The sequence below is a fragment of the Escherichia sp. E4736 genome (genome assembly GCF_005781225.1).
In the GTDB taxonomy this organism is placed as follows: Bacteria; Pseudomonadota; Gammaproteobacteria; order Enterobacterales; family Enterobacteriaceae; genus Escherichia.
Window position 1 is genome coordinate 67,871 of record NZ_VATT01000008.1, and the last position, 26,393, is coordinate 94,263.

The 26,393-nt window shown below is 42.3% G+C and carries 19 protein-coding genes and 1 pseudogene; 19 read left to right on the top strand and 1 reads right to left on the bottom strand.

Going from position 1 to position 26,393, the window contains the following annotated elements; translation table 11 throughout:
- Window positions 1–7 precede the first annotated feature (7 nt).
- From FEK46_RS06495 to FEK46_RS06580, 18 genes are all read left to right on the top strand, one after another.
- Complete coding sequence (locus tag FEK46_RS06495; protein ID WP_135559816.1) at window positions 8–658, top strand: ABC transporter ATP-binding protein; 651 nt, start codon at window positions 8–10, stop codon at window positions 656–658.
- 13 nt (window positions 659–671) lie between these two features.
- Entirely contained in the window at window positions 672–1,859 is a 1,188-nt protein-coding gene (locus FEK46_RS06500) for a sugar transporter (RefSeq protein WP_135559815.1), read from the top strand.
- A 143-nt stretch (window positions 1,860–2,002) separates the two neighbouring features.
- Window positions 2,003–4,705 (top strand): class I SAM-dependent methyltransferase, encoded by a 2,703-nt coding sequence (locus FEK46_RS06505; RefSeq protein ID WP_135559814.1) that lies wholly within the window; start codon window positions 2,003–2,005, stop codon window positions 4,703–4,705.
- A 38-nt stretch (window positions 4,706–4,743) separates the two neighbouring features.
- The gene (locus tag FEK46_RS06510) at window positions 4,744–6,909 is read left to right on the top strand and encodes a glycoside hydrolase family 99-like domain-containing protein (RefSeq protein ID WP_135559813.1); all 2,166 of its coding nucleotides are present in this window, start codon (window positions 4,744–4,746) and stop codon (window positions 6,907–6,909) included.
- A 35-nt stretch (window positions 6,910–6,944) separates the two neighbouring features.
- Window positions 6,945–8,186 carry a glycosyltransferase family 2 protein gene (locus FEK46_RS06515; RefSeq protein ID WP_135559812.1) on the top strand — a complete coding sequence of 414 codons (1,242 nt, stop codon included), beginning with the start codon at window positions 6,945–6,947 and terminating at the stop codon, window positions 8,184–8,186.
- A gap of 47 nt (window positions 8,187–8,233) precedes the next feature.
- Window positions 8,234–9,400 carry a nucleotide sugar dehydrogenase gene (locus FEK46_RS06520; RefSeq protein ID WP_135559811.1) on the top strand — a complete coding sequence of 389 codons (1,167 nt, stop codon included), beginning with the start codon at window positions 8,234–8,236 and terminating at the stop codon, window positions 9,398–9,400.
- Between the two features lie 193 nt (window positions 9,401–9,593).
- Window positions 9,594–9,971, top strand: a complete 378-nt coding sequence (locus tag FEK46_RS06525; RefSeq protein WP_135559810.1) for a hypothetical protein — start codon at window positions 9,594–9,596, stop codon at window positions 9,969–9,971.
- Window positions 9,972–10,035: 64 nt separating this feature from the next.
- Window positions 10,036–10,941, top strand: a complete 906-nt coding sequence (locus FEK46_RS06530) for a glycosyltransferase family 92 protein (RefSeq protein ID WP_135559809.1) — start codon at window positions 10,036–10,038, stop codon at window positions 10,939–10,941.
- 104 nt (window positions 10,942–11,045) lie between these two features.
- Complete coding sequence (locus FEK46_RS06535; RefSeq protein ID WP_135559808.1) at window positions 11,046–13,067, top strand: glycosyltransferase family 2 protein; 2,022 nt, start codon at window positions 11,046–11,048, stop codon at window positions 13,065–13,067.
- Entirely contained in the window at window positions 13,055–14,086 is a 1,032-nt protein-coding gene (locus tag FEK46_RS06540) for a glycosyltransferase family 1 protein (RefSeq protein WP_135559807.1), read from the top strand. Before FEK46_RS06535 ends, FEK46_RS06540 begins: the two co-directional genes overlap by 13 nt.
- A 234-nt stretch (window positions 14,087–14,320) precedes the next feature.
- A complete protein-coding gene (locus FEK46_RS06545; protein WP_138194661.1) occupies window positions 14,321–14,575 on the top strand; it encodes a hypothetical protein in 255 nt (84 codons plus the stop codon).
- Between the two features lie 471 nt (window positions 14,576–15,046).
- Window positions 15,047–15,457 carry a hypothetical protein gene (locus tag FEK46_RS06550; RefSeq protein ID WP_135559806.1) on the top strand — a complete coding sequence of 137 codons (411 nt, stop codon included), beginning with the start codon at window positions 15,047–15,049 and terminating at the stop codon, window positions 15,455–15,457.
- A 455-nt stretch (window positions 15,458–15,912) separates the two neighbouring features.
- The gene (gene rfbB / locus FEK46_RS06555) at window positions 15,913–16,998 is read left to right on the top strand and encodes a dTDP-glucose 4,6-dehydratase (RefSeq protein ID WP_135559805.1); all 1,086 of its coding nucleotides are present in this window, start codon (window positions 15,913–15,915) and stop codon (window positions 16,996–16,998) included.
- Entirely contained in the window at window positions 16,998–17,885 is an 888-nt protein-coding gene (rfbD, locus tag FEK46_RS06560) for a dTDP-4-dehydrorhamnose reductase (RefSeq protein WP_135559804.1), read from the top strand. The genes rfbB and rfbD overlap by 1 nt, the downstream gene beginning before the upstream one ends.
- 80 nt (window positions 17,886–17,965) lie before the next feature.
- Window positions 17,966–18,844 (top strand): glucose-1-phosphate thymidylyltransferase RfbA, encoded by an 879-nt coding sequence (rfbA, locus tag FEK46_RS06565; RefSeq protein ID WP_135559803.1) that lies wholly within the window; start codon window positions 17,966–17,968, stop codon window positions 18,842–18,844.
- A 65-nt stretch (window positions 18,845–18,909) separates the two neighbouring features.
- Window positions 18,910–19,461 carry a dTDP-4-dehydrorhamnose 3,5-epimerase gene (gene rfbC / locus FEK46_RS06570; protein ID WP_135559802.1) on the top strand — a complete coding sequence of 184 codons (552 nt, stop codon included), beginning with the start codon at window positions 18,910–18,912 and terminating at the stop codon, window positions 19,459–19,461.
- 49 nt (window positions 19,462–19,510) lie between these two features.
- Complete coding sequence (locus FEK46_RS06575; RefSeq protein ID WP_135559801.1) at window positions 19,511–21,658, top strand: capsular polysaccharide biosynthesis protein; 2,148 nt, start codon at window positions 19,511–19,513, stop codon at window positions 21,656–21,658.
- A gap of 896 nt (window positions 21,659–22,554) precedes the next feature.
- Window positions 22,555–23,775: a capsular biosynthesis protein gene (locus FEK46_RS06580; RefSeq protein WP_135559800.1), complete on the top strand. Its 1,221-nt coding sequence runs from the start codon at window positions 22,555–22,557 to the stop codon at window positions 23,773–23,775.
- On the opposite strand, the pseudogene FEK46_RS23980 reads toward FEK46_RS06580, so the two are convergent.
- Window positions 23,774–24,031 (bottom strand): annotated as a pseudogene (locus tag FEK46_RS23980) (restriction endonuclease subunit M); the annotation flags it as partial. The gene FEK46_RS06580 and the pseudogene FEK46_RS23980 overlap by 2 nt on opposite strands.
- Before the next feature lie 1,024 nt (window positions 24,032–25,055).
- On the opposite strand from FEK46_RS23980, the gene FEK46_RS06600 reads away from it, so the two are divergent.
- A complete protein-coding gene (locus FEK46_RS06600; RefSeq protein WP_135559798.1) occupies window positions 25,056–26,198 on the top strand; it encodes a Fic family protein in 1,143 nt (380 codons plus the stop codon).
- Window positions 26,199–26,393 lie beyond the last annotated feature (195 nt).

Sequence of the window (26,393 nt, forward strand, 5' to 3'; positions counted from 1 at the left end):
TAATTAAATGATTATTCTTGATAATGTATCAAAATATTATCCGACTAAATTTGGTCGAAACTATGTCCTGAGGGATGTAAGCATTGAGCTACCAAGGGACCGTAATATAGGTATTCTAGGTATCAATGGAGCAGGAAAATCTACTTTGTTACGTTTGTTAGGAGGGATGGATACGCCTAATAGGGGGAAAGTAACTCGTCTCTGCCGAGTATCCTGGCCTCTAGCACTAGGGGGGGGATTTCAAGGTAGTATGACCGGTCGTGAAAACACACGATTTGTTTGCCGTATTCATGGTGTACGCGATACAAGCACCGTAGAAGAGTGGGTTAAAGAGTTTTCTGAAATTGGTCAACATTATGAACTGCCTATTAAAACCTACTCTAGCGGCATGAAATCGAAATTTTCTTTTGCGGTCAGTATGGCTTTTGATTTTGATATATATCTTACCGATGAAATTACCTCAGTAGGTGATGCACGTTTTAAACAAAAATGCATTGATGTATTTAGCAAAAAACGAGAAACAGCTAGTTTGATTATGGTGTCGCATGATATGAAAAACCTACGACAGCAATGCGATATGGGTATCTTGTTACGTGATGGTAAATTAGAAGTTTTTGACAATATTGATGATGCCATCAAAATTTACCAGTCACTTTGAGCAGCAACTGATTATGACATCTCCAAATTCTCGCCTTACGCGAAAGTTAAGAAAACTAAGCAATAATCCAAAACTATTTTTGATTGATTCGAGTGGATATAAAATTGTGCACCGCTCGTGGAGGAAAAGTTTACAGCTAGGCAGCTTTCTTTGGGTGGTTATCTGCTTTTCTATCGCTGTACTATATTTTGGTTTCATTGCGTCTGATCGTTATGTGAGCCGGGCTGAATTAATGATTAAACAAGCCGATCAAGTTAAAATGTTGCCTGATGCGTTATCAATGCTAGGGATCGGTGGTAGTAATCACCAGGATATATTGCTAATTCAGGATTATATGAAGTCATGGGATATGCTGGCCAAGTTGGACAAAGAACTTGCGCTTAAAGCACATTTCCAGAGCGATAGTGCAGATTATTTCTCGCGGTTGCATAAGGGGGTCAGTAGGGAGGATTTTCTTGATTATTATCGCAAACATTTGACATTACGCCTTGATGAATTATCAGGAGTGCTTACCGTTGAGTTGCAGACATTTGATCCCCAATATGGTCAGCGGGTTGTTGAGTTAATGCTCAAAGAATCGGAGCGTTTTATTAACAAATTAGGTCATCAGGTTGCGTTAGAACAATTGGCCTTTGTTGAAAAAGAAGTGAATAGAGCATATCAACGCTTACAGGATGAAAAAGCTAAAGTATTAGCATTCCAGAATAGTCACCAACTTATTAGTCCTGAGTCTACCAGCAGTGCGCGCTTGGAAGTGGTCAGCCAGATTGAAGGAGAGCTGGTGCGTCAACAGGCTGAGCTAAAACAACTGCGCAGCTATATGAAGGAAACCGCACCGGCTGTAGTCTCGTTACAGAGCCGAGTTGATGCCCTAACCAAGCAGCTTGAACAGGAGCGTGCAAAGCTGACTGGTCAAGATAACGATGCCATGAATGAAATCACCGCCGGTTACATGGATGTTCAAACGCAGGCAACCTTGGCTGCTGATCTCTATAAAACCGGTCTTATCAGCTTAGAACAGACGCGGGTTGAGGCATATCGTAAACTTAAGCACCTGTTGGTTATCACCCAACCAACTTTAGCGGAGGATGCCGAATATCCACGGCGACTCTATAACCTTGCGACTGTGGGCGTATTACTTTGTTTGTTCTATGGCCTGATAATTATGGGGCTGGCAACTTTGCGTGAACATCAGGATTGATGAGAAATTATAATGGTTTATATTTAACGAATATTTCTAATTGGATTATTAATCTTTTCTGATTAGTTAATGAAATTGCCGCAGTATATGTATTTTTTTTGGTTTACTGATTTTATTCTATAAATACTTGTGAGTTCTCCTCAATGGATAGTCATCAAAATAGTCAGTTAGTAGAGAGTCGTGAATTACATCCCATCACTGAAAATAGCGGGGAATTGAATTTCATTTTCAAACCATCTCTTTTTTGGCGTCCTACATACCTTGCACAATCCGCTTGGTTAGAGCACATCCCTTTTGCTTTTTGGTTAGTTGACACACTGCGACCAAGAAATATCGTTGAGCTGGGAACTCATTATGGAAGTTCTTATTTTTCATTTTGCCAGGCGGTCACCAAACTGGATTTAGAAACATGCTGCTTTGCTGTTGATACTTGGGGAGGAGATGAACATGCGGGGCTGTATGGCGAAGAAGTTTACAAGCAAGTATCAGAATATAATCAACGGCACTATTCAGGTTTTTCTACCCTCATTCGCAGTACATTTAACCAAGCGTTGGAACATTTTTCGCCAGGTAGCATTGATTTGCTCCATATTGATGGTTTGCATACGTTCGAAGCGGTACGCCATGATTTTGAAAGTTGGTTGCCCAAGCTCTCTGAAAGGGCTGTGGTCATCATGCATGATACCAATGTTAGGGAACGCGGTTTTGGCGTATTCCAGCTTTTGGATGAATTAAAATGGCAATATCCGCACTTTGAGTTCGCCCATGGGCATGGACTTGGGGTAGTTGGTGTGGGGAGCGAACAATCTCCAGAAATTAATAAGTTGTATGAAATTTCAGAAAATGCTCGTGCAACCAAACAAGTCCAAGACATCTTTTATCGTTTGGGGAAATCTTGTGGCGAGAGTTGGGAGAATTCCCAGTTAAAACGTCAGTTGGCTACACAACAAGATGAAATTCAGTCTGAACAGCAGCTATTGGTAGAACAACAGGCGTTGGAAAGGGGGCGTCTCGCAGAGCGCATTACCGCACAATATAACAGCATATTAGAAATGGAAAAGCAGCTTGCACATGCTCAAGCGCAAGCTGAGGAGCTCTCTCTTGCCCAGCAACATGTCAATTCGCTGACATCTGAAGTGGCATTATTGAAAGAACAGCTCAATGAGGCACAAACAAACTTGAGTGTATGGTCGCAGGAGCGAATACAAGCCAACGATGAGTTGCAAAAAGCACTGCATCAACTAGAGCAGCAACAAAGTCACATCACTAGCCAGGAACAAGCTCACCATCAACTGGAGCAACAGGTCAATACCCTGACGTTACAATTGAGTGAAGAAACACAGCGAGCATCACACCTTACAGTAGCGCTCAGCAAGAGTAACAGTGCATTAGTCGAAAATTCGCAACAAATTACTGCATTACAGCTTCAGCTAGAACAAGCGCTACATGTCCAGGATGCACAGACTCGTAAGCTGGCTGAGCGAGACAATATGGTGAACTTGTTGCAACAACAGGCTAATGCATTGCAGCAACAGCTTGGCGATGAGGAGCAAACAAAAAAACAACTGCAGCGCGCTTACGAATTACTGGAAGCACAACATGATACTTTAGGCCTGGATTATGATGCACTGAAACAGGTAACTGCAGATCTACAGCAACAGCTGGAAGAAGGGCAGCTTGTGCAACAAACATTGCAGCAAAGTATAGATGAACAAGTACTTGCTTTGGCTGCGGCTTCTAAACAATGTGATGAACTGACTCAGCTAATAGCAGTGCACGAGTCTACCATTGCGTCACAAAGCGACGTAATGGCTGAACAACAAGCAGAGCATCAGCAACTCACAGAGGCGCTATCAGCCTTACAACAACAACTGGTAGTTGAACAGACCACACATCAGCAACAGATTAGCGAACGGGACCAAGCATTGGCCGAGCGTTTTAGTGAAACGGCAACTTTAACACGTCTGTTAGAAGAGAACGTGCAGATCATCACTGAACTAGAGTCAGAAAAGCAATTGCTTACCACCCAGTTGTCTGACGTAGAGCAGCAATTAGGAGCTGAGAAAGAGTCGCTTCAGCAGGCCCAGGCTGCGTTGCTCTCAACAGAAAAAGAAAAACAACAACAAATTGATGAGCTGGAATTGGTGCTCAATGAACGGTACAGCGAGATTGCAACCTTAACCCGTTGGCTGGAAGAGCGTGATCAGGACCTCCTTAGCGCAGCAAGTGAGCAACAACAGGCCAATGAAAGATATAGAGCTCAGCAGCAAGCCTGGCAAGAAGAGAAGGAGGCCTTAATCCAGGAGAAAACCTTGCTGCAGCGCCAGCAGTCTGTACTGCAAGACCAGGTAAGAGAACTAACCACACTCAACGAAAGGTTGGAAGCCAATATTGCAGAGCGTTTTCGTGAGATTGCGACTATGACTGAATTGAATGAACAACAGTCAAGGGAGTTAAGAAATAACGAGCAACAGATCAACCGACTTAAGACGCGCATCATCAAGCTGAAGAGCACGGTTTCTTGGCGTTTGACTGCCCCTGTGAGGGCATTAGCAAAGCCATTTAAAGAAGTTCCCAATCATAGTATGAGTCAGATTAAGATAATATCAGAGTCAGGTTATTTTGATGAAGGGTGGTATCGCCGGCAGTATCCTGAATTAGGTGCTACAGATTCAGCCATTGAACATTATCTAAATATCGGTGCAGGAAAGGGGTATAATCCTAGTCCTAAGTTCGATACTTGCTGGTATCTAAGCATGTACCCTGATGTGGCTACTGCCGGTATCAATCCGCTTTTGCATTTTATTATACATGGGGAAAATGAAGGACGACAGTGTTGTCCATGACTCTGATATAAAAATAATTATTGAATACGGGAGTAAATATGCAGTTTTATAAAGAGATATTAAAAGCTTCTGAACTTTTTGATAGTGAGTGGTATAAAAAAACATACCCTGATGTGGCATATTTAGATATGGATCCAGCAGAACACTATTTGAAATATGGGTGGAGAATGCTGCGTGATCCTAGTACGGAGTTTTCCACAAAGTTTTACTTAAAATTTAATTCAGATGTTAAAGATGCTGGAGTTAATCCATTGATTCACTACCTTACACAAGGTATCAACGAGGGGCGCGTATGTAAGCCAGCCACTTCATTATTATTTAAAACTGGTGTTCCTGCTCCTATATATGTTAAAAAAAGCAAGCTTGATTTTGAATTTAAATCACCAGTGAGAACAATTTGCTTTTATCTGCCGCAATTCCACGCATTTACTGAGAATAATAAATGGTGGGGAGAGGGATTCACTGAGTGGACGAATGTGAGACCTGCGAAGCCACAGTATAAAGGGCATTACCAACCACATGTTCCAGATGAGCTTGGCTATTACAATTTGCTTGATACTGAAACTCAGCAACGCCAAATAAAATTGGCTAAACAGTACGGAATTGACGGTTTTTGTTTCTATTTTTATTGGTTTGCCGGTCATCGTCTTATGGAGCAGCCGCTTCTAAATTACTTAGATAACGGTGATCTGGATCTGCCCTTCAGTTTGTGCTGGGCAAATGAGAATTGGAGTCGTCGTTGGGATGGTCTTGAGAACGAAATTCTTATTGCGCAAGATCACAGCCCAGAGGATGATATCGCATTTATCAAGTATATCTCAAAATATATTCTAGATCCGCGTTATATTCGTGTCGATGGTAAACCATTACTCACTATTTATCGTCCAAGTTTACTTCCTGATGCAAAAGCAACGGTAGAGCGTTGGCGTACTTGGTGTCGCGAAAATGGTATCGGTGAGATATATATAACATACACTCAGTCTTTTGAAAAAGAGTCTCCTGAAGTGTATGGGATTGATGCTGCTATTGAGTTTCCTCCTAATGGCTCAAATATTCCAAATATCACCCATCAGATTCCCAACCTTTCTGATGATTTCACCGGTAATATTTATGACTGGAACGAGTTGGTCAGGCGTAGTGAAAACTATACGGACCCTGGTTATCGTTTATTTCGCGGTGTAACTCCTAGCTGGGATAACACCGCTAGACGAAAGAATAATGGCACGATTCTGTACGGAAGTTCTCCTTGTCTTTATCAAAAATGGCTTTTCAATGCAGCATTGGACACTACACAGCGTATTAGTAATCCAGAAGAACGTTTCATATTTATCAATGCATGGAATGAATGGGCTGAAGGTGCACATCTTGAGCCTGATCAGGCGTATGGATTTGGCTATCTTGAGGCCACCCGTACGGCATTGATCCGGACTCAGATTTGTATTCAATCTGGTTATCGTCACCAGAACAAATTAGCCGTTGTTATTCATGCCTTCTATCTCGATATCCTAGAAGAGATCATTAAGGAATTGCAAAGGGTAGCCTCCTGCCAGATTAAGTTATTTGTTACAACGCCAAAGCAACAGGAGTGGGCCGCACGAAGCATACTACAAACCTCTGGTCTTGATTATGATCTGATGCCATTAGAAAACCGCGGCCGTGATGTTTTGCCTTTTTTAAAAATTATGAGATCAGTGATTGCTGAGGGGTATGACTATATTGTCAAGGTGCATACTAAACGTTCCAAACATCGTAACGATGGCGATAAATGGCGCGATGATCTCTACTCAAAATTAATTACGCCACATGCGATTGATAATGCATTGGGTATCTTTAGAGAACAGCCTAAGGTCGGTATTATTGGGCCGGAAGGCCATATTGTTCCGATGAATTTCTATTGGGGCTCAAACGCAGAGAAGGTTGAAAAACTTTGTTATCGTATGGGCTACAAATTAGATGATATTCGTGAGCTTAACTTTGTTGCAGGCACTATGTTTTTTGCGCGTGTTGATGCATTAAAACCGTTAATAAGTCTAGGGCTGACCGACGAAGACTTCGATGTTGAAGCTGGGCAGATTGATGGTACACTAGCACATGCGATTGAAAGAGCTATTTCAGTCTCTTCATACGCTGCAGGCCTTTCTATGAATTCTACATTATCAGATGAAATTAACTCCGAGAAATATGATTTTGCCAACTTTGGTTGAAAATAAATGAGTGCAAACTTTATGGTGATGCTATTATGAATGCGATAGGTGCAATTTTTAAGAATGAGGGGCCATATATATCAGAGTGGGTGGCTTATCATAAAGTTTTGGGATTTGATAAGATCTATATTGTTGATAATATTAGTAATGATGGTTCCTCTGAGATTTTAGCTAAACTACATGAATCTAATGAAATAACTAGAATAGAATATAAGACTGTGGAGGGGGTAAAACCACAGGTTCCTGCTTATAATTTAATATTAGAGCGAGCAAAGAGTGAATGTGAATATATTGCTTTCATAGATGCAGATGAGTTTTTATGCTTCGAGAAAGGTTATAAACTATGTGACTTAACGGCCTTATTAGATTCATCCGAGAACGTTGGTGCTATTGCAATTAATTGGTGTGTTTATGGCTCATCCAATGTTATATTACCTGGTGATGGATTAGTCATTGAGCGATTCGACCATCGTTCTGAGAAAGATTGTCATTTAAATCTACACTATAAGTCATTCCTTAAGACAAAAGCAATCAACGGGACTCATGGCGGAGGTGTTCATCATTTTCAGCTTAATGAAGGTTATCATTATGTAATGACAGATGGTTCTAAACTAAATAGTGCAACCGGCATTAGTGACCATGTGTCATGGGATTTATGTCGACTAAATCACTATGTAATAAAGTCTGATAGTGAATTCTTTCATAAAAAGATGGCGAGAGGAAGAGCTGCAGGTAATAATAGTGATTTGAATAGATATTTTTTCATAAATCATGATAAGAATAATGTTAGAGATAGTGTGGTTAGTAAGCTTATAGCTAAAGTTAAATATGAAAAAAGAGTATTGGATGCAAAGCTAGGAGTGACTTTTGATACATCAAGGCATACTCCTTTATATAGAAGTTTGTGTGATTATAAAATAAGAAGTTATATTGATGCTATAAAGAAAATTGACTCCGTTATAAAAATTGAAGGGTGGTGCAGTTGCTCTGCTGGGGACTTAGTTGAACGTATTATATTAGTTATTAATAAAAAAGAAATCGTAATGCCTGTTGAATATATTAAGGTCAATCGTCCTGATGTAGTTTTATGTGGTGTTTCCAATTATGAACTGTGTGGGTTCATTGTATCTTTTAATTTATCGACAATAGTTTGTGGTGTTACTAAAGTATTGGATGTTTATGCTGTTGATTGTTATGGCGATGTCATTCATGATATTTCTATCGAAAATAAGGAGGTTGAATTAAAAAGTATTTTTAGAGAGTTGATTAAGGTTTAAAATTTATGTGTCTTTATTTTTCTAAAAGATATTTAAGATAAGAAATAATGAAAATAGCTATAGCTGGAACTGGTTACGTCGGTCTTTCTATTGCAGTGCTATTAGCTCAACATCATCAGGTAATTGCACTGGATATATTACCAGAAAAAGTCGAACTTATTAATCGCCGCCAATCCCCCATTGTTGATAAAGAGCTGGAGGCCTATCTGGCCAACAATCATCTGAATCTTAAGGCGACGCTGGATAAATTCGAGGCGTATGAAGCGGCCGAGTTTGTGATTATTGCCACCCCCACCGATTATGATCCCGAAACCAACTACTTTAACACCGGCTCGGTCGAGGGGGTGATTCGCGATGTGATCAGTATCAACCCCAATGCAGTCATGGTGATCAAGTCTACAATTCCGGTGGGATTTACCGAGCGGATGCGTAGTGAGTTAGGCACCGATAATCTGATCTTCTCCCCCGAGTTCTTGCGTGAGGGCAAAGCGCTTTATGACAACCTGTACCCTTCCCGTATTGTTGTGGGGGAGTGCAGCGAGCGGGCCAAACGATTTGCCGAGTTGTTGCAAGAAGGGGCGATCAAACAGGATATTCCAGTGCTGCTTACAGGCAGCACTGAGGCGGAAGCTATCAAGCTGTTTGCCAACACGTATCTGGCGATGCGAGTGGCCTATTTCAATGAACTGGATACCTATGCTCAGTCACATGACCTGGACAGTCGTCAGATTATTGAAGGGGTTGGCTTGGATCCGCGTATCGGTAGCCATTATAACAACCCCTCATTTGGTTATGGTGGCTATTGCCTGCCCAAAGACACCAAGCAGTTGCTGGCCAACTACAACAAGGTGCCCAACAATCTGATCCGCGCCATTGTCGATGCTAATTGCACTCGCAAAGACTTTATTGCTGATAGCGTATTGCGTCGTAAACCTAAGGTGGTGGGGATCCATCGCCTGGTGATGAAGGCTGGCTCAGATAATTTCCGCTCTTCTGCCATCCAGGGAGTCATGAAGCGTATTAAGGCCAAGGGTATTGAGGTGGTGGTCTTTGAACCGACTATTCATGAAGATACATTCTTCAATTCCCGAGTGATTCGGGAACTGGCTGAGTTTAAAGCGCTGAGCGATGTTATTCTCTGTAATCGCATGGCTGCTGAATTAGTCGATGTAGCCGAAAAGGTTTATACCAGAGATCTTTTTGGGGCTGATTAAATAACGTAGCAGTGGATAGCAAACGAGATAATTGAATTCTATTACCGTAATTTCTTCTATTGAGGCAAACTCATTTTTCTTGGTGGTATTCACAGTTATGTATCTCCCATAAAGACTTGGGAATATCTTGCTTGAAAGGCAATCTGGAGATAGCCTTAGTTATTTGATAAATATTTCAAATAGAAGGAGCCGTATGGCTGTCATTTATACCCTTACCAAATCGCCACTTGTTAAGTCTGGCGGTCAATTACATTGGAATATTGATTCGCCATCAGAACAACAACCACTAAAGATCATCAATGGCCGGGTTGTACTTCGAGGGTGGTTACTGTCAGAGGTGGAAAAGGATCTCCGTGTCGCGGTTAAAACTGATCAATTGGTATACAGTTTTCCCTTCAATACAAAGCGGCCTGATGTTATTTCAGCTATCCTGAAACAGTCGCCAGAAAAACATCAAAAACTTCAGTGCGGATTTGATATCAGTGTTCCATTTTCTACCAAAATAATTATTGGGCTGGAGTCTGATGGGTTGATTACCTGGTTGGAAGAATTATTTTTTTCTCCTGTCTGATAATTAAATTATGAATCTATGCCGATAGCACCGGCATAGATATATTTTCTTGCTGGGTGATAATTTGAAACTCTATATAGCCGCTATTATCAAGGATGAATGTTCAAGTTTACTTGAATGGATTGCTTACCATCGAGTGCTAGGCGTTGATGGATTTATTATTGCAGACAATGGCAGTTGTGATGGTAGCCGGGAGTTGCTATTGTCCCTCGCTCACTTAGGTATTGTGACGATGTTCGATCAACCAACTTTGGTGAATCAAAAGCCACAATTACCTGCATATGAACATATTTTACATAGCTGTCCCAGAGACATAGACCTGCTTGCGTTTATCGATGCCGATGAATTTTTATTGCCACTTGAATCGAATACCAAATTGTCAGATTTTTTTTCTGAAAAGTTTCAGGATGAGAGTGTCAGCGCTATTGCATTGAATTGGTCAAATTTTGGTTCTAGTGGTGAACTGTTTGCTGAAGAGGGGCTGGTTATTGAACGTTTTACCTATCGCGCCCCGCAATCCTTTAACGTTCACCATAACTTCAAAAGTGTGGTCAAACCCGAACGAGTTAACCGCTTTCATAATCCGCATTATGCTGATTTGCGTTATGGTCGATATATCGATGCGTTGGGTCGTGATTTGATTCTGCATCCGAGGCATGGTAATGGGGTTAGTGCTGAAGTGATTTGGAACGGTGTCAGGGTAAACCACTATGCAGTTAAATCACTTGAAGAGTTTTTATTGGGCAAGCATCTGCGTGGTAGTGCTGCCACTGCTAATCGAGTGAAACATAAAGATTATTTCAAGGCACATGATCGTAATGATGAAGAGTGCCTTCTCGCTGCCGCATTCTCAGAACAAGTAAAAGCTGAAATGGCACAGTTAAGTGCGAAGTTGGCTGAGTTACCAGCAGTTGAACCTATTCCTACTGGTTCTTGGTTCAAAAAAAAAATGAAGAAATGGATGGTTTGAATATATTGAGCAAACGCTTTGGTATTTATTTCTGTTCTTATCTACAGGCCTGCTAATAAGGACCTGTATTCCCCCATCTGTTACCTTGGACTGTAAGTCATATTATGTATAGCTATCGCGATTGGCAGCCTCTGACATTGCCAGACTCGTTTTCTCTTCATGCTGGTTGGCTTCTGATTCGGGGGCGCGTGTTGACGAGTCAAACTCGAGGTGAAACTCGTCTGCGCTGGCAATGCGGACAAGGAATATGGCATGAACAGATGTTGCCGGTTACTCGTCGTGGCACGTTGTTGGAGCTGGTTTATCTCCCCTCGGGAGCTAGTCATTTGTCTTTGCTGGCAAGTACTAAGGGCGCTGAGTGTAATGTTGAGATTGCTCAGCTTTGTTGTGTATCACGCGCCGAGAGTCTCTGGCGTCGATTGCGCCGGGTTTTGCCTTTTTACCGACGCTTAACGAAGTCCAGACGCAAAAGGTTAGGCCTTTCATGGCATTTGTGGTTCACGGACTTGCAGCAGGCTTACCAACTTGTCAGCAGAGTTCGCGATGATAAGCCACTCAATAGCTATGATGAGTGGCTAGTAGACTTCGACACCCTTGAACCCGCCGAATACAAGCTGATTAAGCGCCAGCTGGCTCGCTGGGGCACATTACCACGTTTCTGTTTGCATCTTGTTGGCGTTGGGGATGAACAGAGCCGCAACAAGACCCTGGAGAGTATTCAGGCACTCTGTTATCCGGCAAGCAATATAAACCTGCAGGAGCATGGTGCATATCCAGAAATCTCCAGTCAGCCAGGCGGCGAATGGCAGTGGGTATTGCCTGTAGGGGCAGTGGTTTCGCCAGGCGCCTTATTTTGGGTTGCCCACCAGTTACGCCAGAATCCTGATTGTTTATGGATATACGGTGATCACGATCTGCTTGACGAGAGAGGCGAACGTCACTCTCCCAACTTCAAACCTGATTGGAATGAAACGCTGCTACAGAGCCAAAACTATATTAGTTGGTGTGGTTTGTGGCGTGAACACGGTGCAGGCCGTGTTCCCTTTGATGCGGCGTCATGCCATCAGTGGTGGCTACAGTTGGCAAAGATGTGCGAGCCGAAACAGATTGCCCATATTCCGTCATTGATGATGCATTTGCCTGCAAGTGCGTTGATTTCGGATGATTTTGAGTCGCTGAAAGATAAAGAAGATTTACTGCCATCAGGAGTGAGTATTGAGGCCGCACCTCATGGTATATGTCGTTGGCACTGGCCATTGCCAACGCAATTGCCATTGGTCTCAGTGATTATCCCTACCAGAAATGGTCTTGCTCATTTGCGCCCATGTATCGAAAGCCTGATACACAAGACGCAATATGCCAATATGGAAGTCATAGTGATGGATAATCAGAGCGATGAGGAGGAGACGCTTGCTTACCTTGCTCATATCGAACAGGTTTATGGCGTTAGGGTGATTTCTTATGATCAACCGTTTAACTATTCAGCTATCAACAATCTGGCGGTGAGAAAAGCACGTGGCAATGTGATCTGTTTGCTGAATAATGATACAGAAGTAATCAGTATTGACTGGCTGGATGAAATGGTTTCCCATTTATTACGTCCTGGCGTGGGCGTGGTAGGAGCAAAGCTCTATTACGGAAATGGTTTGATTCAGCATGCAGGCGATGCTGTCGGCCCCGGCGGTTGTGCAGATCATTTTCATAATGGTTTGTCAGCTAACGATCCCGGATATCAGCGTCGGGCTGTCAGTGCCCAAGAGCTGTCAGCTGTGACTGCAGCTTGTTTATTGACTCATAAAGAGTTATATCTGGCGCTCGGAGGACTTGATGAAACGCATTTGCCGATAGCTTTTAATGACGTAGATTATTGTCTCAGAGTACGAGATGCTGGCTGGAAAATAATCTGGACTCCCTTTGCTGAATTGTATCATCATGAGTCCATTTCCCGTGGTAAAGATGTATCAAAGCAACAGCAGAACCGAGCCAAATCTGAGTTGTGCTATATGAAAAAACGATGGGCATGTGCACTTAAACACGATCCTGCCTACAATCAAAACTTGAGTTATGAACGTCCTGATTTCTCTTTAAGTAGAGCTCCTAATACAGTGTTGCCATGGATGAATTAATTCGCAGGAAACTGTTTAAGCCTTATCGTAAATTAAATAAGCAGAGTTATGGAAGCCAGCAGAACGCTGAGGTTAACTTTGAGCGATTGTTTATATTTCATGAAGGGAAATCACCGACATTGGCCTATTTTGAGTCGGCTATTATCAGTCGGTTTCCTGATGCTGAATGTCATTTTATAGACACATTAGTGTCCACTGATATATTTATTCCTGACGAATCCGCCCTTGTCATCATTAGATTTATCTCCCCAAAATGGCAACAGCACATAGAAAGATACATCGACAGGTTTTCTCGAATTATTTATTTCATGGATGACGACCTGTTTGACCCGACTGCACTATCTACGTTACCTAAAGATTATCGTACCAAGATAATAAGACGGTCGGCGGCTCAACATCGATGGATTACACAATATTGTGATAACATTTGGGTTTCAACTGTCTACTTGGCTAATAAATATGCACACCTTAACCCGGAAATTGTTTCTGCTAAACCGTCACTGGCACTCCTTGAAACACATCGGTCAGTAAAAATAGCTTATCATGGCTCAAGTTCTCATCGGGAAGAGAAGTATTGGTTGAGACAAATCGTAGAGGGGGTATTGGGAGAATGTCCCCGTGCCAGCTTTGAAATTTTTGGCGAGCATGATATTTATAAATATTATCGTGACCTACCAAGAGTTTCAGTACTGCATCCGATGAGTTGGCAAAATTATCTTGCATATACCAAGACTCATCAACTGGATATCGGGTTAGCACCATTGCTTGACTCTGACTTTAATTCGGCTCGCGGCCCCGTAAAATTTTATGATTTTGTCAGAATGGGGGCTGTAGGTGTATATAGTAATTGTGAGCCATATAGTGACTTTATTGAGCAAAATGTAAATGGAGTCTTGCTGGAGAATGACCCACATATATGGATAAAAGCTCTTTCACTACTTGTTAATGCAGAGGGTAAACGTAATAAGTTGGCGCTCAATGCAAAAAAATATGCTTGTGAATTGATAAGTGCTGAATAATGTCAGGATTGTTTTTGTTAAGTTATTCTAAAGGTTTAGGGATATTATATTAATTAAAAAATAATAATAAGAATGCAAAGCTCACTAAAAATAACAGTTTTTTAATGTGTGTGATAATTTTATCTTCTGATGATGGGATTTAATAAGGCTTCAAATTTTAAGAGTCGATAGCAAATGTTAAATAGGAAAATATTGATTTATAAAGGGTAGCACATAGCTTTATATATCGATGATGTGTCAACATCAGATTTAATATTTATCTTTTCAGGACATGGTGCAAATCCAAAGGATTTGTATGGTGATGGCTTCATTCAATCTCTGGGGTTTAGCGGCGTTTTTTTTGTTGCGCTTGCAAACCATTGGTGGCAAACCCATGAGTTAGACGAAGCTATTAATATTGCAAATGCAAATACAGAAAATCATACTAATAGGATCGTATACGGACAAAGTATGGGGGGTATGGTGCTCTCTTGTGTGCTGCCAGGTTAAAAAGCCGTGCTGTCGTTACTGCTCCTCAAACAACACTAAATGCTCAAAATGCAAAAATACCTCAGTCATGGATGAAAGATATTAACCGATATCCAATTATAAGAGATAATCTTGCAAGTGAGTTAATCAGTGTCGAATCAATAAAAATCCTGTATGATGTAAAAGATCGGTGGGATGTTAGCCATGTTAATTATTTGAAATCACATATAAAATGGATCGATGAGTATACTATACCATATGCTACACATAACCTACCCAGAACACTTCGAGAAATGGGCATTATTTCATTTGTAATATCATCAGCGTTTAAAGAAAAAATAATAACAAGGATGATTTTAGAAAACTAATTAATAAAAATAAAAAGAAGTCTATTTCATATATTTCGAATCTTGGGCATTTTGTTGAGGACTCAAAAAATAAATGGTTGTATTCTTTTTATAAGAGGATTGTGGCTTTTACTTTGATGATTTAATGTCAAGTATCAAAAGAGATTCATGGGTTCCACAAAATAACTCACTTGATGCTTTTAAGGATAGGTTGATTCATATTAATAAGCATGTTGAGGTTTACGACACCAATAAGTTGATTTTTTTATCTAGAGGCAACGATCCTCAACTTGAATTAGGTTGTCTTCCGGATGGCAATTTGAAGTGTAAATTATCGTTTTTTTCTAATGTTGCATCATTTGGAAATGTTTTCTTTTCTAGAGATTCAAGTATTGCATTTACACCTAAAGATGCCATAAGTTTTTCTGTTTCTCCAGGAATTACACATGTAACTTTTATTCTCCCGGGTTCAAGTGAAGATCGGCTACGGAAAATAAGAATTGACCCTATTTCATGCGCTGGATTCTTTCAGGTTCTAGATTTTAGATTTGTATAAGATAACAGGTGTATCTCATGTTTTTATAAATGTCTATAGATGGGAATACATGTATTGGTGTTGATATTTTGCAGAGACCCAATTTCATTATAATAAAGAGATTTGGAATTTCGAACTGTGTAAATAATTTTTAATGAAGACTATAAATATGGTTGAATATATTATGTGCTGGTTTAGTGTTTGAATTTCCTTGTACTATAGTTCTCTTTACTAAAATATATTTGATAAAAATAATTTGTTTATATAATCATAAACCGTATTCATTGATGTGTGTATCATTGCATCAATGATGGATTATTGTATACCAGAAAGCATAGTGATACAGAGTGGATATAAAGTCTGCTTGACAAAAGCATATAAAAATATTGAGTTCGGAATCCCGATATTTCAATGTATCGGAATCAACAAGTTTATTTTTTAATGGCTGTTAATTGTAAAATAAGAGAGCGAAATATATGAAGATTCTCGTTACTGGCGGAGCTGGCTTTATCGGCTCTGCCGTGGTGCGTCATATCATTAGTGATACTGGAGACTCCGTTATCAATCTGGATAAACTCACCTATGCTGGCAATCTGGAATCTTTGGCCAGTGTATCGTCAAGTGAGCGTTATTCGTTTGAACAAGTTGATATCTGTAATCGTGCTGAGCTGGATCGGGTGTTTGCTCTGCACCAGCCAGATGCCGTGATGCATCTGGCTGCTGAAAGCCATGTTGATCGTTCTATCACAGGGCCAGCGGACTTTATCGAAACCAATATCGTAGGCACCTATACATTGCTGGAAGCGGCTCGCGCCTATTGGAGCAGTCTGGGCGAGTTGCGCAAGGCGGCTTTTCGCTTCCACCATATTTCTACCGATGAAGTATATGGCGATCTGCCCCATCCGGATGAAGTAGCCTCCGGTGAGGCATTGCCGCTCTTTACCGAAACTACCTCCTACGCTCCTAGCAGTCCCTATTCTGCCTCCAAGGCTTCCAGCGATCATCTGGTGCGTGCCTGGTACCGTACGTACGGCCTGCCAACCATTGTCACTAACTGCTCCAACAACTATGGCCCTTACCACTTTCCCGAGAAGCTGATCCCGCTGGTGATCCTCAATGCTCTGGATGGCAAGCCGCTGCCGATTTATGGTAAAGGCGACCAAATTCGTGACTGGTTGTATGTGGAAGATCACGCACGAGCACTCTACAAGGTAGTGACCACTGGCTTGGTCGGGGAGACTTATAACATAGGCGGTCACAACGAGAAGCAGAACCTGGATGTAGTACATACTATTTGTGATCTGCTTGACGAGATGGTACCGAAAGCTGGCTCTTATCGCGATCAAATTACTTATGTGGCGGATCGCCCTGGACACGATCGCCGATATGCTATTGATGCTAGCAAGATGAGCGCTGCGTTGGATTGGCAGCCAGAGGAGACTTTTGAGTCTGGTATTCGCAAGACCGTACAGTGGTATCTGGATAATCAACAATGGATTAACAACGTCAAGAGTGGTGCCTACCAATCCTGGATTGAACAAAACTATAGGGAGCGTACCTGATGCATATTCTGTTGTTTGGCAAAAATGGTCAGGTAGGCTGGGAGCTGCAGCGTGCATTGGCGCCTCTGGGGCGCATCACTGCCGTTGATTTTGACTCCACCGACTATTGCGGTGATTTTAGCAATTCTGCAGGGGTGGCTGAAACGGTACGCCTCGTCAAGCCGGATGTGATTGTTAACGCAGCGGCCCATACTGCAGTCGACAAAGCGGAGAGTGAGCGGGAATTTGCCGAGTTACTCAATGCAACCAGTGTGGCGGTTATTGCCAAAGAAGCTGAAGCATTAGGTGCGTGGCTAGTACATTATTCCACCGACTATGTTTTCGATGGAAGTGGTGAATGTCCCTGGGTGGAAACCGATGTGATTTCCCCGCTCAATGTCTATGGCGAAACCAAGCTGGCAGGGGAACATGGTGCGGCACTCTGCTCACGTCACCTTATCTTCCGTACCAGTTGGGTTTATGCTGCGCGCGGTGCCAACTTCGCCAAAACTATGCTGCGTCTTGGCAAAGAGCGTCGCGAGATATCGGTAATTAATGATCAGTTTGGCGCTCCAACTGGAGCTGAGTTGCTGGCCGATTGCACCGCCCATGCAATCCGAGTTGCGCAGAGCAAACCCGACGTTGCCGGGCTGTACCATTTGGTTGCCTCCGGAACTACCACTTGGTTTGACTACGCCCAGCTGGTGTTTGACAAAGCCAGAGACGCAGGAGTTGGACTGGCGGTCACACATCTTAATGCGGTGCCGACCAGCGCCTTCCCCAGCCTGGCGAAACGCCCACGTAATTCTCGACTTGATACTAAAAAATTCCAGCGCACCTTCGAGCTGGTTTTGCCGGACTGGTCAGTCGGTGTTGAGCGGATGTTGACTGAGATCCTGGGCAAGTAAACCACAGATGAAGATAAAACAGAAAGATGTGGCTCAAGCCACTTTATTCTTATGTAATTTAAAAATAAGAAACAAGCATCATGACTAAACGTAAAGGTATTATTCTGGCCGGTGGATCTGGCACCCGTCTCTATCCGGTTACTATGGCGGTGAGCAAGCAGTTGTTGCCCATCTATGACAAGCCGATGATCTACTACCCGCTGAGCACCCTGATGCTGGCTGGTATTCGCGATATTTTGATCATTAGCACTCCACAAGATACTCCTCGCTTTCAGCGATTGCTGGGTGATGGCAGCCATTGGGGACTGAATTTACAATACAAGGTTCAGCCAAGCCCAGACGGGTTGGCACAAGCTTTTATTCTGGGTGAAGAATTCATTGGTTCAGACCCGTGTGCACTGGTGCTGGGGGATAACATCTTCTACGGTCATGACCTACAGAAACAGTTGGAGGCAGCCGCGGCCAAAGAGACCGGTGCTACTGTATTTGCCTATCATGTGCACGACCCTGAACGTTATGGAGTGGTCGAATTTGATAATCAAGGTACCGCTATTTCACTGGAAGAAAAACCACTTAAGCCTAAGAGTAGCTATGCAGTCACCGGCCTCTATTTCTACGACAACAACGTTGTGGAAGTTGCCAAGAGTCTCAAGCCGTCGCCGCGTGGTGAATTGGAAATCACCGATGTGAACCGTATTTACCTGGAGCAAGGCAATCTATCGGTGGCAATGATGGGGCGTGGTTATGCCTGGCTTGATACAGGTACCCACGAAAGCCTAATTGAAGCGGGCAACTTTATTCAGACCATCGAGACGCGTCAGGGATTGAAGGTGGCCTGTCCGGAAGAGATTGCTTATCGCCAGAAGTTCATTAGTGGCGACCAGGTTCGTGAGCTTGCTGCTCCGTTGGCAAAAAACTCCTATGGACAATATTTATTAAAAATCATTGACAAGGCGTGATGTAATTGAAAAGGGGGAGGGAATATGTTTCCCCTAAAAAGATTGAATTAAATGTGGGTATATAGATGAATGTAATCAAGACAGCAATTCCTGGCGTGCTTATTTTTGAGCCAAAAGTATTTGGAGATGAGCGCGGTTTTTTCTTTGAGAGTTTTAATCACAAGTTGTTTGAAGAGGCGGTAGGATATCCAGTTACCTTTGTGCAGGATAATCACTCCAAATCTTCTAAAGGGGTACTGCGTGGCTTGCACTATCAGTTACCTCCCCATGCCCAGGGCAAGTTAGTGCGTTGCGTGGCCGGTGAAGTATTTGATGTAGCGGTAGATATTCGCAAAAGCTCCTCGACCTTCGGACAATGGGTTGGCGTTCATCTTTCAGGGGAAAACAAACGACAGTTATGGATTCCGGAAGGATTTGCCCATGGTTTTGTAACACTGACTGAATCGGCCGAATTTTTGTATAAAACAACCAATTATTATGCCCCTGCCAGTGATAGAGGCATTGCATGGAATGATCCCACGATTGGTATTAAGTGGCCCGAGTTAAAGGCGGACATCCTCACTTCAGCAAAAGATAGTATTGCAAAGTCATTAGAGACTGCAGAGCTGTTCATCTAAATCACACTTTATACACCATTGTAGAGAATCTTCAGTTCACAGAGACAACATGTATTTATATACGGGATCGAAAGGGATTCTTGCCAGAAAAAATAATATTGAGCCTATGCTTGGTCACCCATTACTTTATATGAAAGGAAACGAGGCTTTTTCTAAAAATGACGTTTTAGTTGGCTGGGGGAAAAAATCTAATACTAAGCAGATTAAACAGAAAGCTCAAGAGTTAGGAATACCTTATTGGCAACTTGAAGATGGTTTTATTGGCTATATCGGGCACCCAGCAAAAGGAGGAAAGGCGGTTTCTCTTATTGCTGACCCTCTGGGTATATATTATGATGCACACCAATTGAGTCAATTAGAACAGCTTATTATTGAACCTGTTGATACGGCCTTACTTGCGCGCGCTGAGCAGCTGATCGCTGATATTTTGCGTTTAGGAATCACCAAATATAACTGCTATACCAATAGCACTGAGCATACATTTAATGGCTCTGTCCGTGCTACTGACGGGCCTTCTTTAGATTTACCGACACAGATACAACCTGAGTTATTCACCCTCACGGCTCATTCAAACTTAGCACGTTTATTGGATGATCCAAGACCGCGTATTTTGCTTGTGGATCAAGTAGCGGGAGACTTGTCAATTTCTGGGGCTCTTGCTAGCGAAGCTGATTTTGTTTCTATGGTGGTCGAGGCTCGCCGTAATCACCCTAATGCGCGTCTATTGTTGCGAACACACCCAGATACACGCTTTAGCAAAAAAAGCGGCGTGTTAGCACGTTTAGTGGGGCGTGATCCTCGACTGGCTGATGTTGAGGTAGTGAGTGAACCTTGCCATCCGCATAGACTAATTCGTATGGTGGATGCGGTGTACACAGTTTCATCGCAGGTTGGCTTTGAAGCGTTGCTGTTAGGCAAACCTGTATATTGCTTCGGTATGCCATTTTATGCTGGGTGGGGGTTAACGCATGACAGTAAACGTTGTATACGCCGTGAAGAAGCAATGTCAGCCGAAGGCGTTTCATCTATTTCATTGCCCCGCTTAGTTGCGGCGGCGTTGATCCGTTATCCGCGTTATTTAGATCCTATATTGGGAAAACGTTGTGAGGTAGAAGATGTTGTAGCGATTTTGGCTCAGCAGCAGGTAGAGCCCAAATCTTGGCGTCGTCTTTATCTCGTTGGTTTTTCTCTGTGGAAGCGTACTTTTATGCGCACATTTTGTGCGTATTTGGCAGATGAACTTTGTTTTGTTCGTACTGTGCCCTCTCAGTTAAAAGATGATGAACAGGTGTTGGTGTGGGGAAACCGTTATCCTGAACTGCAATCAGTGATCCGGATTGAAGATGGTTTTATCCGCTCCAACGGATTGGGCTCTAATTTATGTCGACCTTCATCACTCTCGATTGACCCCGTTGGAATCTATTTTGATAGCCGCCGTCCGAGCAAGCTTGAGCAGTTACTCACTACGTACGTTTTAGATGCGAAAGAAGAAGCGCGCGCAGAATCATTATTAGCGCAATTACAATCATCACGAGTCAGTAAATACAACGTGGGGAGTACACAAGAATATGAGCCCCCCAACGACGGACGTGAGTTGATTCTAGTGGTTGGTCAGGTTGATGGTGATGCATCCATTTTGTGTGGTAGCCCGATTATCCGCAGCAATGAACAGTTGTTATGGGCTGTGCGTGAAGCTAAACCGAATGCACATATTCTGTTCAAACCTCATCCGGATGTGGTATCGGGCAATCGAAAAGGTACTATTTCGGCGCGTTGTTTAGCACACTGTGTTGATAGCCAAGTGTTTGATATTAGACTAGAATCTCTATATCCACACATAAATGAGTTACATACAATGACTTCGCTTAGTGGATTTGAGGCACTAGTTCAAGGAGTGAAGGTTACGACATGGGGACAGCCGTTTTATAGTGGCTGGGGATTAACACAAGATAAGCATCCATCAGAAAGACGCCATCGTACATTAACGTTGAGTGCATTAGTATACATTGCATTAGTAAAATATCCGCGTTATATAGATTGGAAGTCAGGGCTTTGGTGCAGCCCTGAACAATTAATTCATCTATTATCTACTCAAAAAAAAGCTACGACGGCAGGTGTTAAGTGGTGGCAGCGTTGGCGAATTAAGTTAGTTTCTTTTGCACAAACTTTGAGGCATCTTCGTTCACTTTTACCCTGATGATTTTTTTGAGTTAATATATTATTATTGCAGGGCAGTTTGGGATTGTTTGATTAAGCATCCAGCAAGAGGAACGTATTAGCTAATTAACATCAAATTTTTAATTTTTGATGGCGGATATAGTGTGGTGATATTTTATCTTTTACTAAAAATATTGTAACTATTAATATAGTGTCATAGTTGTTATGGTTTTTTTAATTATATTTTGTAATGTGCTATGCAGAATATTTTGTACTTAGATAAATAGATTTATTTTCCATTGTTTTAGTGATGTAAATATCGTGTGCGTAATAAACTTATTGTTATCTTAATAAATGTTATCGTTGTCATGCTTTGCTGAACTATTTATTATTTTTATTTATTTGTTGGGTGTATATTTATAACGACTTTTCTGTAGCGACAGAAATATTTTTATTCAGGGCGCTCACTATGTGAAATCTATTAAAAAGCATTATTAATTTTTTATTTGGTGGTGTTTTGAATTATGTTTAGTGTATGGTTATATTTATAAACTGTCTTGGTTTTATGATAAAATATATTTCCATAATTTTTTTAGGGAATGTTTGTGACGACGTTTTTTTTAATAATGACAGGTACTTTAAAATCTAGAGTTGAATACAGATATAATGTTGGTGAATGCCATTTTCCCTGCGTCACGGGCGTAGATTAAGATTCGCAGATGCGATCTATGTTTATCCAATATTATATACTCCCTATACGACTGGAATCTATTGCAGTTAGAGAATCTGCAGAATATTTAATTCAAGCATCAATCAAATCCGGTGTTTTTATCAGAAAATAATGAGGCGACTTATACGCTATTATCGAAAATCAATTATATTCTTATAATATTAGCTGAACTGATAAATTTTATTGTTAACTATCACTTGATTATTATGAAAAATAATGCCCTGAGCATTTTATTATCTGGTAAAAAATATCTGCTATTGCAGGGACCGATGGGACCTTTTTTCAATGACGTTGCCGAGTGGTTAGAGTCATTAGGTCGTAATGCTGTGAATGTTGTATTCAATGGAGGGGATCGTTTTTACTGCCGTCATCGACACTATCTGGCTTATTACCAAACACCGAAAGAGTTTCCTGGTTGGTTACGAGATATCCATCGGCAATTTGACTTTGATACCATCCTCTGTTTTGGTGACTGCCGTCCATTGCACAAAGAAGCAAAACGTTGGGCAAAGTCTAAAGGGATCCGCTTTCTGGCATTTGAAGAAGGATATTTACGTCCGCAATTTATTACTGTTGAAGAGGACGGTGTAAACGCGTATTCATCGCTGCCGCGCGATCCTGACTTTTATCGTAAATTACCAGATATGCCTGCACCGCATGTTGAGAACTTAAAACCCTCAACGATGAAACGTATTGGTCATGCGATGTGGTATTACCTGATGGGATGGCATTACCGACATGAGTTCACTCGCTATCGTCATCACAAATCATTTTCTCCTTGGTATGAGGCTCGTTGCTGGGGGCGTGCGTACTGGCGTAAGCTATTTTACAAAATAATGCAACGTAACGTATTGACCCGGTTAGTGAATGATCTGGACCAACGTTACTATCTTGTTATTTTACAAGTTTATAACGATAGCCAAATTCGTAATCACAGCAATTATAATGATGTGCGTGATTATATTAACGAAGTTGTATATTCATTTTCGCATAAGGCACCGAAAGAGAGTTATTTGGTGATCAAACATCATCCGATGGATCGTGGTCACAGACTCTATCGACCATTAATCAAGCAGTTGAGTAAGGAATATGGCTTAGGCGAGCGAGTCATATACGTACACGATCTCCCAATGCCGGAATTATTACGCCATGCAAAAGCGGTAGTGACAATTAACAGTACAGTGGGGATCTCTGCACTGATTCATAACAAACCACTCAAAGTGATGGGTAATGCCTTGTACGACATCAAGGGGTTGACGTATCAAGGGCATTTGCACCAATTCTGGCAGGCTGATTTTAAACCAGATATGAAACTGTTTAAGAAGTTTCGTGGATATTTATTGATGAAGACGCAGATTAATGCTGTTTATTATGGTGTAAAATCAAAAAGTAATAGAAGGTCTGCATTCCTAAATGATAGCAGATGATGGCTTTCATAGCCGTTTCAGGTTTCTCAATCAGCCAATAACCGCAGCGAAAACCCTGCTTCCTCGACCGGTTCAGGACGGTTTTACCATCAATGTTTGCTGTCAGTGCTGAGATTTCACTTTGCTGCCGGATAAGCGTTTCGGTTTGTTGTAACGTAGTATTAAGTACGGTCGCAACGTGTCTGATACTGGTGGAGCAGAGAATTTCAGTATGTCCGGTGAGCACTTCCGGGCGAGTGATTATTGTGTCTGACATTATTAGGTTTTCTTTCTGTTAATAAATAAAACGCCAGCAGTATTCAGGCTGGCGTCCGTGGAGGGCGAGGGGAGTGATTCACTTGGTCTGATGTAGAAACTGCAGATGGCGCGGGCTGCGGACAAAAGCTTTTATATATTGTGCAGGGAGCAGTCTCGCGAGGTATACCATAGTACTGAATGTTCTTCCCCAAAAATGAGAAATCGAACAAGCCTCCTTAGCGATTAGTGTTCCGGACTAGAATTGTCGAATGATATACTGCAATTTCGAGCGTGAGATTTTTCTATTCCATGCGACAGATCCATCATCCATCCAGACGCAGACCTGAAAAACAGATTTGGTAATATTGATACCAACAACCCTGATCGTATTCATGTGATGTTACTTCTGGATTAATGCAGCCAGTAAAAGTATGGTACTAACCCCTTTGGGAAGGGGCGTCCATCATATCACTACATAATTCCGTCGAACTGGGGTATACCCACACAATAAAGTTGATGTGGGGGAATCTGGTTGAGTTCGGTAGAATTGATTTGTAGGCAGAACGCTTAAATTGTGGCGTCCTGAAACGAAAAACGGACCTCCGTGGAGGTCGGTTTATATGAATTTGGTGCCGGACTCGGAATCATATCCACGATTAACACACTGTTTGTCATTGGTTTTATTCGTATTTCTCGTAAATAGCGCCCCCACGAAGGCCCCCACAAAAAATCGCTTTGGTTTTGTGAGGGTTATCACGAAAAATCGTTGTTTAAGGGTAGGGGCTTCGTTATGTGTGGAGTCAGGTTCATACATAACGGTCTGAGGTCCACACATAGCGGCGCTAAAAAATCCATGCTTGCACTATGCAGGCAAAGTCCCGCTGCCCTTCGCGCTGAACATCTTTCAAACATAAATTTGATATGTTGGAACAACGATTTTTGAGATAATAAAAATTGGTGTGTTTTCTAATTTATAGATTCTATTGGTATTTTTGCTATACTTTTGAGATACCGTCATGCACCAGTTGAGATAACTAAATATCATGGCTCAATTTAATCACTTTGAACTTTCGCTGCTGAACCCCAGCTTTGATTCCCCGTTAGTCGATGCGCTGACGGAGCTCGAATTACTCCGACACCTGCGGCTGGAAACCGACGTTCACCCTATCTTGTTTGCGCAGTTAAAGGCCGTATTCCACATGCTGGAGAGTCTTGGCTCTGCAAGGATTGAGGGAAACCACACCACGCTTGCCGACTATGTTGAAAGCAAGGTGGAAGGAACGCAGAGTTCGACGGACCAGCTTAAAGAAATCAACAATATTGAAGCGGCGATGGAGTTCATTGACGAATATCTGAATAATGGCGATGACATAACGGAATATTTTATTCGCGAGCTGCATAGTCTGGCGGTCGCCGGGCTGCAACAGGAAGGGGACAGAACGCCCGGCGCATATCGGCAACATAACGTCAGCATTGCTCAGTCTGACCATTTACCGCCGGATCACGTCCGCGTTCCTGATTATATGGCGGAACTGACCGCTTTTATTAACCATGCCGATAAGCCAAAGTACGATCTGATGAAGATTGCTCTGGTGCATCACCGCTTTGGCTGGATACACCCTTTTGGCAATGGTAATGGCAGAACGGTCAGACTGCTGACCTATGCGTTGCTTATCAAGTATGGTTTTAACGTTCAGACGGGGGGGCGGGTTCTCAATCCGACAGCGGTATTCTGTAACGATCGTGAACGCTATTACGCCATGCTTTCGTTAGCCGATAAGGGAACAGAGCAGGGGCTGGAAGAGTGGTGCATATATGTGCTTTCGGGGATCTCCTCTGAGCTGAAGAAAGTCGATCAACTGACGAACCACGCTTTCCTGAGCGAAAAGATCCTGTATCCGGCCATCGATTTTTCGTCGGAACGAGGGCTGATAAACCCGCTAGAATCAAAGGTTCTGAAACGCGCTGTCGAGTTGGGGACGATAAAAGCGGGCGATCTCCGCGCCGTTTTGCCAGACCTGAAACCGACGCAGGTGACTTATCAGCTTGGTAAGTTGATTGAACGGGGACTGCTCCAGCCGGTAGAACAGGGGGCTCGTATCTATACGGCGAAGTTTTCTAACTCGTATTTGATACGTGGGGTGATTAAGGTTCTGCGGGAAGAAGGGTTTATTCCTGATTTGTGATGTCAAAAGATCATTGACTGATCATTTCAGTTTAGGGGCTGATTGGTATATTAATTAGTTTTTAATAAAGGGAATTTGAAGGGTATAAAACCGGCTTGTTAGCCGGTTTTATAAACATTATTTTGTGAAACTGAGTGATTTATCGAGGCATTTTTTCCTGAGTTCAACCGGAAGGTGATGTAGCCCCCAGAAACA